The sequence below is a fragment of the Stenotrophomonas sp. Ste86 genome (assembly GCF_024519465.1).
GTDB lineage: Bacteria > Pseudomonadota > Gammaproteobacteria > Xanthomonadales > Xanthomonadaceae > Stenotrophomonas.
In genome coordinates, this window is the sequence record NZ_JALJRW010000002.1 from 332,622 (window position 1) to 346,382 (window position 13,761).

Genomic DNA, 13,761 nt, shown 5'->3' on the forward strand with positions numbered 1-13,761 from the left:
GACCGAGGTGAAGCGGTTCTGGATCGCACCGAGGTCGGCGCGGGTGTTGTTGATCGCACCCAGGGCCTTGTCGACGATTTCCAGTGCCTGCTGGGCACCCTTCACGGTGGACACGTCGATCTTGTCGGCGAACTGCTTGCCGTCGGCCGGGGCGGTGGCGGCGAAGCCGGCCAGCGAGCTGGCGATGTTCGCGAAGGCGCCAGTGGCGTCGACGCTGTCCTTGACCGAGGTCAGGGTCAGGGCGCCGGCGGCATCGGCTTCGGCGTAAACGCCGGTTTCACCGATCTTGGCGTTGATCGAGGCAGCCACGGCCTTGCCGTTGGCAGCGGTGTTGGCGGCCACGTCACCCACGCTCTTGACGGTCTGCGCGGCGAAGTTGACCACCGCACCCTTGCTGTCGGTGATGGTGAAGGCACCAATGGCGGTATCGGTATCGGCCACGCCGGCAATGGCGGTGGCGGTGCCGCTGGAGAACTGCGCGCCACCCAGGGCATTGGCCTTGGCGTCCACGACCTTGTCGATGGCGATCGCCTGGCCGGCATTGGCGCCAACCTGGAACAGCTGGCTGGAGAACGAGCCGTCCAGCAGCTTGGTGCCGTTGAAGTCGGACTGCTTGGCGACGCGGTCGATTTCGCTGACCAGCTGGGTGACTTCGGCCTGCAGGGCCTTGCGGTCGCTGGCGGAGTTGGTGGCGTTGGAGGCCTGCACCGACAGTTCACGGACGCGCTGCAGGTTGTTGCCGATTTCGGTCAGCGAACCTTCGGCGACCTGGGCCAGCGAGATGCCGTCGTTGGCATTGCGGATGGCCACGTCGGTACCGCGGATCTGGGTGCCGAAGCGCTCGGAGATGGCCAGACCGGCCGCATCGTCCTTGGCGCTGTTGATGCGCGAGCCCGAGGACAGGCGCTGGATGGTGGTGGCCAGGGAGCTGCCGCTGGTGCTCAGGTTGCGCTGAGCATTCAACGACATCGTGTTGGTGTTGATGACTTGTGCCATGAGGAGAGGTCCTTGAGCAGTGCACGTACGATGGGTTAGACGCTCCTGACGTGCTTCAGGAGCGGCTCATGTCAGCGCTGCAACAGGCTGAGCACGTTCTGTGGAACCTGGTTGGCCTGGGCCAGCATCGCGGTGCCGGCCTGTTGCAGGATCTGGGTACGGGTGAGTTCCGCCGTTTCCTTGGCGAAATCGGTATCACGGATGCGGCTGCGCGATGCCGACAGGTTTTCCGAGGAGGTCTGCAGATTGGCCACCACGGAGGTGAAGCGGTTCTGGATGGCGCCGAGGTCGGCGCGCACGCTGTTGACCGACTCGAGCGCCTTGTCGACGATTTCCAGCGCCTTCTGTGCGCCGACGTAGGACGAGACGTCCAGGTCCTGCACGAAGCTGGAGGTGGCCGTGGCGGCAACCGAGCTGGGGGCGGCGACGGTGGAGTCGGCCAGGCTGAGCTGGGTGGCGCCGGTGATGACCAGGTCGCGGTCGGCCTGGACCGAGGTCAGCTTCAGGCGCTGGGTGTCCGGGGTGCCGGCGGTGGTGACCACTTCGGCGTAGACACCGGCTTCGCCGATCCTGCTGTTGATCTGGGCGGCGGCGGAGGCGGCAAACTCGGCAGTGGTCTTGCCGGTGATGGTGCCGATGGTGGCCCCGTTGATGGTGACGCCGGTCAGGTCGGTGATGGTGGCGATGTCGCCGGTGCTGTCGACGGGGGCGGCAAACTTGGCGTTGCCCAGCGAGCTGGCCTTGGCATCGACGACGCTGTTGATGGCAATCGCCTGGCCGGCATTGGCGCCGACCTGGAACAGCTGGCTGGTGAAGCTGCCGTCCAGCAGCTTGGTGCCGTTGAAGTCGGACTGCTTGGCGACGCGGTCGATTTCGCTGACCAGCTGGGTGACTTCGGCCTGCAGGGCCTTGCGGTCGCTGGCGGAGTTGGTCGCGTTGGAGGCCTGCACGGCCAGTTCGCGGACGCGCTGCAGGTTGTTGCCGATTTCACTCAGGGAGCCTTCGGCGACCTGGGCCAGCGAGATGCCATCGTTGGCATTGCGGATGGCCACGTCGGTGCCGCGGATCTGGGTGCCGAAGCGCTCGCTAATGGCCAGGCCGGCGGCGTCGTCTTTCGCGCTGTTGATGCGCAGGCCCGACGACAGGCGCTGGATGGTGGTAGCGAGCGAGCTGCCGCTGGTGCTCAGGTTGCGCTGAGCGTTGAGCGACATCGTATTGGTGTTGATTACCTGTGCCATGGGTCGTCTCCCTTATTGGAATCCCGGTGGTGAATGGAACGAAGCGCCGCCGATTTTTTTGTTTGGCTGTGTGCTTCGCTGTTGCCAAATGAATAACGGCGCTTTGTCAACAACCTTTAGGCGGAAATTTCGCTGAGGCTGTCTGGTGGGCCATCCGGGGCCATGGCGGGCTTGCCGGACATAAGGGTTAACGGCAGGGAAAGCGGGAATTCAAGGGGGTTTTGAGTTTTCATGGTCGGATCTGGGGCGAGAGCCACGGCCACGGCCACGGCAGGAGCATTGGGTCTGCTGCACCTGGGGGGAGGACTGGCACGGGTGGGTTGGCGGGACACGCCGTGAATACGTCCTTGTAGGCTCGCATGCGCCATCCATGGCGCATGACGGTCCCGCCAACCCACCCGTGCCAGCCCTTGGACAGGGTGCGGGTACGCAAGCAAGGAGCCGTGTGAATTGCTGGCTGGCGAACATCCTGTTCGTCGGTCTGTCGATCTACCGCTCTTCGGCTCTTCCGCGGCCACCAGCCAACTGTCGAGGGAGGGGGTGTGTGGGTTCGCGGGACCGTCGTGCGCCACGGATGGCGCACGCGAGCCTACAGGGACGTACTTGCGGCGTGTCCCGCGAACCCACACACCCCCGCCCATGCCATGAGCAGAGGATCATCCGCGCTGTTGCCTTTGGATGCGTAGAGGAAAAAGCAAAAAGGCCGCGATGCGCAATGCATCGCGGCCTTCAGGCCATCCAGGTTTTCGTGTCGCGGTATCAGCGCAACACGTTGAACAACGACATCTGCTGCATCTGCGAGAACAGCGTCTGCGCGGCCTGGAGGGCAGTGCTCTCCAGCTGGTACTGACTGATCGCATCGGCGTAGTCCAGATCGCGCATCTGCGACAGCGTGCTCTTGAGCGTCACCGTATTGGACTCACGCATGTCCGCCGCATTGTCCAGCGCCTTCAACTGCGCACCACCGGCCGCGCGCGAATCGATCATCCGCTCAGAGGCCCGCGCAACGTCGCGCAGACCACTTTGCAGCAGATTCTGCTGCGCCGCCGACTTGGACGCGCTCCCGGTATCCATCTTCAACGACCCGATCAGACTGTCCAACGTGCTGAAAATATCCCGGCTGGTCGCCGGACTCACCTCGAAGGTATCGCCGGCCGCCGGCTTGCCGTCGATGTGCAAACGCACCCCGTTGAGCACCAGATCGTCGCCTGCCTTCATCGTACCGGTGGACACCACCGTACCGCCGGCATCCAGCAGCTCGTACTGGTCTTCAGCGGTGAAGCGCACGCTGAAGCCCTGGCCGTTCCAGCTGTCGCTGCCGTCGCGCGTCACATTGGTCAGCACGCCCGTGCCGGTGTTGGCCGTGCTGGCGGCCCCGTCCACGTGCCCATCGCCGGTACCGATCCGCAGGAAAATCTCGCTGCCGGGCAGGGCATCGAGCACGTACGTGTCCGGCCCGACCTCGACCTGGCGCTGGTTCTGGTCGCCGTTGTAGACCACCTTGCCATCGATCTGGCTGAAAGGCGGACTGTCATCGGCCGTACCGCCAAACAGATAGCGCCCGGTGCCGTCGGTACTGTTGGCCAGCGCCAGCAGGTTCCCGCGGATCGCCTCGATTTCCGTGACCATCGACTGCTTGTCCGAGGCGGCCAGCGCCGGATTATTGGCGTAGATCGTCAACTCGGTGATGCGCCCCATCATGTCGCCGACCTGGGCCAGTGCGTTTTCCTGCAGGCCCAGCCGGTTCTGCACGTTGCCCGCGTTGAGCTGCATGCGGTCCAGCGAGGCCAGCGTGCGGTCCAGGCCGACGGCGGCGCCGGAGGCGACCGGGTCGTCCTTGGCGGTCACCAGGCGGCGGCCCGTGGCGATCTGCTGTTCCAGGTGGCTCATCTTGGCCTGCTTGGCCATCATCAACGACACCGATTGCTGGAACATCATCCCGGTGGAAATGCGGCTGTTCATCGGCTCACGGCTCCGAGGATGGTCTGGAACATGTTGTCGGCGGTGGAAATCAGCTGCGAGGCGGCCTGGTAGGCCTGTTGCAGGCGCAGCATGTCGGCCGCTTCCTCATCCAGGTTGACCCCGGAGATCGCATCGCGCGCGGACTGTGCCTGGTCGGTGATCACCTGCTGGGCCTGTAGCGAATAATCTGCCGATCGCGCGGCGGCGCCAACCTGGGTGGTGAGACCACCGAGCGCGCCACTGAGCGTCACGGTACCGTCGTTGAAGGCCTTGGCCTGTTCCACCTTGGCCAGCAACAGGGCGTTGCTGTTGTCCGAGGAACCGGCCGGAGTCGGGCCGATGCCGAAGGTGTCGCCGGTCTTGGGCGCACCGTCGAGCACGAAGCTCCAGCCATTGGCGCTGATGGTCTGGCCGGCGGTGTAGGTGAACGGGCCGGCACCATCGAGGGTGTACTGGGTGGCGCTGGTGAACACGATCGCGGCCGGATTGCGCAGCGCCGCGTTGTTGTGGTCGGTCACCTTGACCCCGGTGAGCTTGCCGGTACCGGTATTGGTCAGTGCGGCCGTGCCCTTGATCGGTGCCGCCGCCGCGATGCGCGAGGTATCGGTGATCGCCACCGACAGGGTGCCGGCCACGCCCGCGGTGGGCTGCAGCAGCATGCGGTCGTTCACGGCCGGGGCACCGGTCATCACCAGTTCCACGCCGTTGATCACCAGCGGGTCGGCGGCGCTGCCGGTGCCGGTCATCGGAATCGCCGCACCGGTGTCGGCGCGGGTCGCCTGCCACTGGGTGCCGTCGAACTTGAGCAGCACGTTCTGCCCGTCCAGCTTGGACAGGTCGCCGAAGCTGGCGGTCATGCTGGCGGTGCCGGTGTTGTTGGCGTTGCCGGTGATGCGCGGGCTGCCGATGTTGAAGAAGTCCCCGCCCAGGTTGCCGTACAGGTCCGCGCCCTGGCGGTGCACATCGTTGAAGCTGCTGGCCATGCCGACGGCCAGCTTGCCCAGTTCGGCCTGGGTGGGCGTCAGCACGGTATCGCGGAACTCCAGCAGACCGCCGATCTGGCCGCCGAGGGTCTTCGGTTCCAGGGTGATCTTCTGGCCGGCGCTCTCCAGCGCGAGCTGCAGGCGCTCGGGCATGTACGGATCGGCCACGGTGGTGACCTTGGAGGCGGTGGTGCCTACCACCAGCGCCTGGCCACCGGCGGTGTAGACGTTCATCACGCCGCCGTCCTGCATCACCGCGTTGCCGCCGGTATAGCCGACCAGGTTGGCGATCAGCGCATCGCGGCGATCCAGCAGGTCCGGCGCGGCGTTGGCCGCGTTGCCGCCGATGCTGCCGTTGAGCTGCGCGATTTCCTTGGCGAGCCGGTTGATCTCCGACGCGCCGGCGATGAGGCCGTTGTTGACCTCGCCGTTGAGCGTATTGAGCTGGCCGTTGAGCTGCTGGAAGCGGCTGGCCAGGGTCTTGCCGCCGTCGAGCATGTTCTGCCGGTCGGCCGTACCCGACGCGTTGGAGGACAGGCCGCTGACCGTGTCGAAGAAGCTCGACCAGACCCCGGACACGTTGGTGGCGGTATCAGAGAACATCGCATCCACACGGTCGGCCATGCTCGACAGCTGCTTCAATCGCGCCAGTTCACCACTGCCATCGAGCAACCGCGAGATCGCCAGCTGGTCGGCCACCCGGCGGATATCGCTGATCCGGGTGCCGTTGCCCACGTCGCCATAGCCGAAGTTCTGCGGATTGGCGGTGGCGAAGTCGACCTTCTGCCGGCTGTAGCCCGGCGTGTTGATGTTGGCGACGTTGTGGCTGGTGGTCGCCAGCGCCCGCTGGAAAGCGAGCAGGGCGCTGGTGCCGGTGGAAAGTACGCTGGACATGGGTTACCTCAACGACGGATGACGCCCAGCCCGGTCGGGCTGGCGGTGCTGGCAAAGGTCTGGCCCAGGCGCTGGCTGGCATTGCCCACGGCGGCGATTGCGCGCTCGATGGTCGGGCCGCCGGCAATCGCGGCGATCTTGGCCGCGTAGCTGGGATCGGTGGCGTAGCCGGCCTTCTGCAGGCCCTGGGCGAAGCCGCGGACATCGCCGCCGGCCTGCAGCGCATTCTGGTAACGCGGGCTGTTCTTGAGCAGTTTCACGTAGTCGGCAAAACTGTCGCCAACCGAGGTGTAGGCGCGGAAGCTGGCGGTTTCGTTGCGGCGCACGCCGTCCACGTATTCATGGGTGCCGCTGGTGGCGCGTTCGCCGCTCCAGCCGCTGGCCTTGATCCCGAACAGGTTGTGCGAGCTGCCACCGCCGTTGCGCTGCACCAGCTTGCGGCCCCAACCGGTCTCCAGCGCGGCCTGGGCGACCAGCGCCTTGGCATCCACGCCCAGTTCGCGCGCGGCCTGCTGGGCGTGGTTCCAGATGCTGGCCACGAAACCTTCCGGCGTGTGCGGGCCAAGCTGGGCGGCAGCGGTGTTGGCGGCCAGCGTATCGACCGCACTCGGTCCCCGCGCGGCGGCCGTACCGTTGACGTCGCGCCAGCGGTCATCGGCCAGCGCGGCCCAGTTCTGTTCGGTCGGATCGCTGACGTCGGACGCCGCCGAATACGGATCGGAACGGCCGATGGCCTCGTGCATCTGGCTGCTCTCGCGGCCGGCGATCAGATCCAGCGCACGTTCCATCGGCTGCAGCACCGTTGACGGATCGGCGCCGCGCAACTGCTGCAGCATCTCCACTTCGCTCGGCGTGCCGGCCGGCATGGTCGAGGCGGGCAGCGCCATCGGCGCCGCCGCCGGTGCGTTGAGCCGGTACGCGCGCAGCGCGGCGGCCGGGTTCAAGGCGGTGTCGGTCGGCTTGGCGGCCTCGGCCTCGGCGCCACCCAGTTGACGGGTGATCATCGCCGACAGGCCCAGCCCGCGCCCACGGGTCATCGCCTCGGCGATCTTGTGGTCGTACATCTCGCGGAACATGGTGTTTTCGGCAGGAAACAGCGAGTCGCCGAAGCTGGCATCGCGCATGCTCTTGACCAGCATCTGCGCGAACTGGCCTTCCAGCTGGCGCGCCACCTTGTCCACCTTGGCCGGGCTGTTGGCCTGGGCCGGATTGAGTTCCAGTGCCGGGTTGATGCGCATGTCAGATCACCTCGAGCTCGGCGCTCAGTGCGCCGGCCTGCTTGAGTGCTTCCAGGATCGCAATCAGATCGCCAGGTGCCGCCCCCACCGCGTTGACCGCATGCACGATCTCGTCCAGCGTGGTGCCGCCAGTGAACTTGAACATGCGGCTGCCATCGTTGGTGGCGGTGATGGTGGACTGCGGCGAGGCCACGGTCTGGCCGTTGCCGAAGGCATTGGGCTGGCTGACGTTGGTGTTCTCGTTGATGGTCACGGTGAGCGAGCCATGCGAAATGGCCGCCGGGCCGACGCGCACCTGCGAGCCGATCACCACCGTGCCGGTACGTGCGTTGACCACCACCTTGGCCGGCGCGCTGCCGGGAGTGAGTTCCAGATTTTCGATACGTGCCAGCATCCCGATGCGGGCGCCCGGGTCGCTCGGCGACTGCACCGATACCGTGACACCGTCGATCGCCCGCGCCGCGCCATCGCCGAAGGCAGTGTTCAGCGCGGCAACCATCCGCGAGACCGTGGTGAAGTCGTTCTTGTGCAGGTTCAGGGTGATGTCGCCACCGCCGTTGAACACGTCCGGCAGTGCACGTTCGACCGTGGCGCCATTGGGAATGCGACCGACACTGGGGACGTTCACCGAGACCCGCGAACCGTCCTTGCCCTGCACGCCGAAGCCACCGACCACCAGGTTGCCCTGGGCGATCGCGTAGACCTGGCCGTCGGCACCGCGCAGCGGCGCCATCAGCAACGAGCCGCCGCGCAGCGACACCGCGTTGCCGATCGAAGACACGGTGATGTCGATCGGCTGGCCCGGCTTGGCGAACGGCGGCAGCTCGGCGTGGATCGCCACGGCGGCCACGTTCTTCAGCTGCGGATTGACGTTGGCCGGTACGTTGACACCGAGTTCGCCGAGCAGGTTCTTCAAGCTCTGCACGGTGAAGGGCGCCTGGCTGGTGCGGTCGCCGCTGCCGTCCAGGCCGACCACCAGGCCATAGCCGACCAGCGCATTGGTGCGCACGCCGCCGACCTGGGCCAGGTCCTTGATGCGCTCGGCAGACGCCGGTGCCACCAGCGCGAACACCGCCAGCAGCACCACCACGGCACGCACCGCGTAGAGCGACGCACTGCGTCGCGGCCCGAACAGGGAGAAGGAAAAGGTCATGTCAGGCTCAGAACGGCGTCAACGCCGAGTTGAAGAAACGGCTCAGCCAGCCCATCGCATTGGACTGGGCGACCGGGCCGCGGCCGCCGTAGACGATGCGGGCATCGGCAACGCGGCTGGAAGGAATGGTGTTGTCCGGGGAGATATCCGCCGCGCGCACGATGCCCTGCACCTGCACCAGCTCATCGCCCTGGTTCAAGCGCAGGTTTTTGGCGCCCTGGACCACCAGGTTGCCGTTGGGCAGGCGCTGCACCACGGTGACGGTCACGCTGCCGAGCAGGCGGTTGCTCTGCGCGGTGGTGCCCTTGCCGGCGAAGTCGCGCGAACCCTTGGCGGTGGCGCTGAGGATGTCCTTGCCGCCCAGTGTCACCGGCGCGCCAAACACGGTCGGGGTGCCGATGCTCAGGTCCGATTCCTTGGCGGTGGTGGTGTTGGCGGTGGTCTGCGCGGTGGTGTTCTCGGTCAGGGTGATGGTCAGCAGGTCGCCGACATCGCGTGCGCGCCGGTCCGAATACAGCTGCAGGCCCGGGCCGGCGGCGTAGATCGCACCGGCCGTGGCCTGCGCGGTGGGCGCGATGATCGGGGTGACCGGCGCCATCGCCGGGTAGGGGCGGACATCGCCGGCGATGACGCAGCCGCCGAGCAGGGCGACAACGGCACTGGCCGAGAGCAGGCGGAGGGTAGGGCGCAGGTACGACATGGCAGGGTTCCCGGTTCGACCGATCAGACGTTCTGGTTGAGGTAGCCGAGCATCGCGTCGGTGGTGGAGATCGCCTTGGCGTTCATTTCGTAGGCGCGCTGGGTTTCGATCATCGACACCAGCTCTTCCACGACGTTGACGTTGCTGCCTTCCAGCGCGCCCTGCACCACGCTGCCCAGGCCGTTCAGGCCGGGGTTGCCGTTCTGCGCGGGGCCGGAGGCGGTGGTTTCCAGGAACAGGTTTTCACCGCGGGCCTGCAGGCCGGCCGGATTGACGAAGTCGGTCAGGGTCAGCGCGCCGATTTCCACCGACGCCGCGTCGTCGGCCATCTTCACGCTGATGGTGCCGTCGGTCCCGATGGTCAGCGACTGCGCGCCTTCGGGGATCTGGATGCCCGGCTGCACCGGGTAGCCGCTGTTGGTCACCAGCTCGCCATCCTGGTTGCGCTGGAACGACCCATCACGCGTATACGCCGAAGAACCGTCGGGCATCTGCACTTCGAAGAAACCGCGGCCGTTGACCATCACATCCAGCGCGCGGCCGGTCTGCTGCTGGCTGCCCTGCTCGAAGTTCTTCGAGGTGGCCACCACGCGTACGCCGGTGCCCAGCTGCAGGCCCGTGGGCAGCTGCGTCTGTGCGGACGAAGAACCGCCCGGCTGGCGCACCTGCTGGTACAGCAGGTCTTCGAAGCTGGCACGGTCCTGCTTGAAACCGGTGGTGTTGGTGTTGGCGAGGTTGTTGGAAACCACCGACATGCGCGTCTGCTGCGCATCCAGTCCGGTCTTGGCGATCCACAATGCCTGGTTCATGGCGATGTTCCTTTGTCTGTTGCGGGTGGCCACCCGGGGCGGCCGTCACGGGGAGCGATGCATGGGCTGTGCCAGAACCGCGCCGGAATTCCGTCGGGGCCCCGTGGGTGCCCCGTCAATCGCGCATCCCCGCGGCTCAACCGCCCAGTCGCAGCAGGCTGTTGGCGCTGCGGGCGTTGTCGTCGCCGTGCTTGATTACCTTCACCTGCATTTCGTACTGGCGCTGCAGCTGGATCATCTGCACCAGCGCGCCGGCCGCGTCCACGTTGCTGCCTTCCAGCTGGCCGCTTTCCAGCGACTTGCCCTGGGCCTGCACGAACGGCTGCTGCGGGTCGGTGTTGCGCATCAACCCGTCCAAGCCGCGCTCCAGCCGTTCATCGGCCGCGGCGACCACCCGGATACGGCCAATGTTGGCCATGGTCTGCGGGCCTTCGCCCAGCGGGATGATCGAGATCGTGCCGTCGTTGCCGATGTCCATGGCCTGGTGCGGCGGAATGGCGATCGGCGCACCGTTCTCGTCCAGCACCGGATGGCCACCGGCGGTCACCAGCTGGCCATTGGGGGTGATCGAGAGTGCCGCACCACGGGTATAGGCCTCACCGCCGCCCGCCGGGGCCTGCACCGCCAGCCAGTTGCCCGACTGCAGCGACAGGTCCAGCGGGTTGCCGGTGATCTGCTGCGCGCCCATGCGCCGGTTGAAGCCGGCGTCGACGTGCAGGGCGTCCACGCGCGAGGCATAGCCGGTGCCCTTGATCGGGAACGCCTCGGTATTGGCCAGGGCTTCCTTGAAACCAGGGGTATCGGTGTTGGCCAGGTTGTGCGAGAGCGTGCCCTGTGCCTGCAGCGAAGCACGTGCACCGGTCATCGCTACGTAGAGCGCCTTGTCCATCGTTGTAATCCCGTGATGCGGTCAGTGGCTCATCAACGGATGTTGATGATGGTCTGGGTGATCTGGTCCATGGTCGAGACCATCTGCGAATTGGCCTGGAAGTTGCGCTGGGCCGTGATCATGTTGACCAGCTGCTCGGTCAGGTCGACCGTGGAGGCTTCCAGCGAACCGGCCTGGACCTTGCCCAGGTTGGAGCTGTCCGGTGCACCGGTACGCGGCGTGCCCGAGCTGAAGGTTTCCACCCACAGGTTGTTGCCCTTGGCTTCCAGGCCCTGTGCATTGTTGAAGGTGGTCAGCGCAACCTGGCCCAGCGGTTTGTCATCGCCGTTGGAGTAGCGCGCGTAAACCACGCCTTCCTCGGACACGGTCACTTCGTTGAGCTTGCCGGCGGCGTAACCGTCCTGCTGGGTATTGCGCAGGGCGAACTTCTCGCCGTACTGGGTGGACCCGCTGATGTCCAGGGTCAGCGCCAGCTGGCCGGCGCCGGTGCTCGGCGTGAACGGAGCCAGCGTGATCTGGCCGTTGGCCGGGGCGGTCAACGCGCCGGCGTTGTTGAAGGTCAGCGTGGTCGGCGCGCCGGCGGCCTGGCCATCGACGTAGTTGTAGACCTGCCATTGGTTCGGATCGGCGGTCTTGACGAAGTACGAGGTCTGGGTGTGGCTGACGCCCAGCGAGTCGTACACGGTGATACCGCCGGTGGACTGGCTGTAGCTGTTGGAATCGGTCGGGTCGAACACGCCCACCGTGGGCACCTTGGCGTCGGCCGGCAGGGTGAAACTGACGTTGACCTTGCTGGTCTGCTTGGGAGGGCTGTCGGTGGTGAGCAGCTGCAGGTCGACCAGGCGGCCGGCATCGAAGCTGGTGCCGTCGGCGTTGGGGGCGAACACCTGCAGGCGCGCGCCCTGCGGGTTGGTGACGTAGCCGGCCTGGTCGGTCTGGAAGTTGCCGGCGCGCGAATACACGCGGGCCCCGTTCATGGACATGGTGAAGAAGCCCTCACCGGAAATGGCCATGTCCAGGCTGCGCCCGGTCTGTTCGTTGTTGCCCTGCGAGAACTGCTGGGCCACGTTGGTCAGGCGCACGCCCGAACCGACCGCGTTCTTGGACAGGCCATAGCTGGTGGCCGAGAACAGGTCGGCGAACTCGGCGCGCGATTCCTTGAACCCGGTGGTGTTGACGTTGGCGATGTTGTTCGCGGTGACGTTCAGGTCGGCATTGGCTGCGTTGATGCCGGACAACGAAATGTTGAAGCCCATGGGATTGCTCCTGGTATGCGGGGTAGGGCGGCTCAGCTGATGCGGAGCACGTAGTCGATCGGGGCCGTGCCCAGGCCCTTGAGGTTGAGGTACAGGCCGTCCGAGCCGACGGTGACGCTCTCCACCGGGGCCTCGACGTAGGTGTTGACCTTGTTCTTGGCGCCGGCGCCGTCGGTGAAGGTGGCGGCGATGGAATAGCTGCCCGGCGGCAGCCGATTGCCGTTGGCATCCTTGCCATCCCAGTCGAAGGTCACTTCGCCGGCGGCCTTGGCTTCCACGCTCAGCGTGTTGACCTTGACGCCGTTGGCATCGGTGATTTCCACGTTGACAAAGCCCGCGCCGGAGGCGGCGACCATGCCGTTGGTGTTGCCTTCGGCCTCCAGCTGCCACTTGGTCGAGGGCACCAGCACGTCATGGCCGACCAGCGCGGCACCGCGCAGGATCTGGTCGCTGGACATCTGGTCCTGGAAGCCCTTCACCGTGGTGTTGAGGTCGGTGATGCCCTGCACCTGGGACAGCTGCGCCATCTGCGCCACCATCTGGGTGTTGTCCATGGGCTTGAGCGGATCCTGGTGCTGCAGCTGTTCGGTCATCAGGCGCAGGAAATCGGCCTGGTCCAGGGTGCTTTTCTTCTTGCTGGTGTCGCTGTTGGGCGCGTTGAGGCCGAGCGCGCTGTAGATATCGCTGCCGTTCTGGCCGACGCCGCTGGTGCTGCTCATGACGGTATGTCCTGTAAAGAAAAGGGTCAGCGACCCATGGTCAGGGTGGCCAGCGCCAGTTCCTTGGCGGTGGTCAGCATTTCCACGCCGGCCTGGTAATTGCGCGAGGTGGAGATGAGGTTGACCATCTGCGCCACCGGATCGACGTCGGGCTGGTAGATGTAGCCGTCGCCATCGGCCAGCGGGTGGCCGGGCTCGTAGCGCTTGATCGGCGCGGCGTCGCTCTTGCTGATTTCCTTGACCTGAACGGTGGTGATGTTCGGGTCGGTGCGGCTGGTGACGGACTGGAAGATCGGTTCGAGCGGCTTGTACACCGTCTGCGCCGAACCGGAGACGGTGTCGGCGTTGGACAGGTTGGAGGCGATGGTGCTCATGCGCACGGACTGGGCCTGGAGGGCGGAGCCGGCGATGTCGAAAATGGGGAGGTTGCTCATGGCTTATTGCCCGGTGATGGCGGTGAGCATGGAGCGCACCTTGGATTCGACGAAGCTGAGCGAGGCGCGGTATTCCAGCGCGGCGCGGCCGTAGGCGGCACGTTCGGCATCGGGGTCGACGGTGTTGCCGTCGATGCTGGGCTGGACGCCTTCCTTGGTGATCTGGAAGGGGTTGAGGCCGCCGCCAACGGCGTAGTGCTGTTCGTTGGTGGTTTTCATCAGGCCGTTGCTGTCCACGCCCTGGGCATTGCGCAGGGCGGCATCGAAGTCGAGGTCCTGGGCCTTGTACCCGGGGGTGTCGGCATTGCTCAGGTTGCTGGCGATCAGCTTCATCCGCTGCTCGCGCAACGGCATGGCCTGGGCATGGACCCCCAGATAGTCGGAAATCAGATTGGGCATGGCGCGCTCCCACGGGACGATGGGGGGAGTGGTGCAAGGGCTGTGCCAGTCGGCGCGTTGTTTCTGCGTGTGGCGCGGGTCGGCAGAGCCC

At 66.2% G+C, this 13,761-nt stretch carries 13 protein-coding genes; all 13 read right to left on the minus strand.

Annotated elements, in window-relative coordinates; all coding sequences use genetic code 11:
- Positions 1-996 (minus strand): flagellin (locus NR101_RS03760; protein ID WP_256777707.1); only part of this gene is annotated, 996 nt, incomplete at its 3' end.
- A 71-nt stretch (positions 997-1,067) separates the two neighbouring features.
- Positions 1,068-2,234, minus strand: a complete 1,167-nt coding sequence (locus NR101_RS03765; protein ID WP_256776981.1) for a flagellin — start codon at positions 2,232-2,234, stop codon at positions 1,068-1,070.
- A 759-nt stretch (positions 2,235-2,993) separates the two neighbouring features.
- Entirely contained in the window at positions 2,994-4,196 is a 1,203-nt protein-coding gene (gene flgL / locus NR101_RS03770) for a flagellar hook-associated protein FlgL (RefSeq protein WP_256776982.1), read from the minus strand.
- A complete protein-coding gene (gene flgK, locus NR101_RS03775) occupies positions 4,193-6,073 on the minus strand; it encodes a flagellar hook-associated protein FlgK (protein ID WP_256776983.1) in 1,881 nt (626 codons plus the stop codon). Before flgK ends, flgL begins: the two co-directional genes overlap by 4 nt.
- 8 nt (positions 6,074-6,081) lie before the next feature.
- Positions 6,082-7,311 carry a flagellar assembly peptidoglycan hydrolase FlgJ gene (gene flgJ / locus NR101_RS03780; protein WP_256776984.1) on the minus strand — a complete coding sequence of 410 codons (1,230 nt, stop codon included), beginning with the start codon at positions 7,309-7,311 and terminating at the stop codon, positions 6,082-6,084.
- Position 7,312: 1 nt separating this feature from the next.
- The gene (locus NR101_RS03785) at positions 7,313-8,464 is read right to left on the minus strand and encodes a flagellar basal body P-ring protein FlgI (RefSeq protein WP_256776985.1); all 1,152 of its coding nucleotides are present in this window, start codon (positions 8,462-8,464) and stop codon (positions 7,313-7,315) included.
- Positions 8,465-8,471: 7 nt separating this feature from the next.
- The gene (gene flgH / locus NR101_RS03790) at positions 8,472-9,164 is read right to left on the minus strand and encodes a flagellar basal body L-ring protein FlgH (protein WP_256776986.1); all 693 of its coding nucleotides are present in this window, start codon (positions 9,162-9,164) and stop codon (positions 8,472-8,474) included.
- A gap of 23 nt (positions 9,165-9,187) precedes the next feature.
- The gene (gene flgG / locus NR101_RS03795; RefSeq protein ID WP_256776987.1) at positions 9,188-9,973 is read right to left on the minus strand and encodes a flagellar basal-body rod protein FlgG; all 786 of its coding nucleotides are present in this window, start codon (positions 9,971-9,973) and stop codon (positions 9,188-9,190) included.
- 136 nt (positions 9,974-10,109) lie between these two features.
- Positions 10,110-10,862: a flagellar basal body rod protein FlgF gene (locus NR101_RS03800; RefSeq protein ID WP_137189434.1), complete on the minus strand. Its 753-nt coding sequence runs from the start codon at positions 10,860-10,862 to the stop codon at positions 10,110-10,112.
- 32 nt (positions 10,863-10,894) lie between these two features.
- On the minus strand, positions 10,895-12,118 hold the full coding sequence (flgE, locus tag NR101_RS03805; protein WP_256776988.1) for a flagellar hook protein FlgE: 1,224 nt from the start codon (positions 12,116-12,118) through the stop codon (positions 10,895-10,897).
- A 32-nt stretch (positions 12,119-12,150) separates the two neighbouring features.
- Positions 12,151-12,837, minus strand: a complete 687-nt coding sequence (locus tag NR101_RS03810; RefSeq protein WP_256776989.1) for a flagellar hook capping FlgD N-terminal domain-containing protein — start codon at positions 12,835-12,837, stop codon at positions 12,151-12,153.
- A gap of 26 nt (positions 12,838-12,863) precedes the next feature.
- Positions 12,864-13,271, minus strand: coding sequence for a flagellar basal body rod protein FlgC (flgC, locus tag NR101_RS03815; protein WP_256776990.1), 408 nt, complete (start codon positions 13,269-13,271; stop codon positions 12,864-12,866).
- Positions 13,272-13,274: 3 nt separating this feature from the next.
- Positions 13,275-13,670 (minus strand): flagellar basal body rod protein FlgB, encoded by a 396-nt coding sequence (gene flgB / locus NR101_RS03820; protein ID WP_256776991.1) that lies wholly within the window; start codon positions 13,668-13,670, stop codon positions 13,275-13,277.
- Positions 13,671-13,761 lie beyond the last annotated feature (91 nt).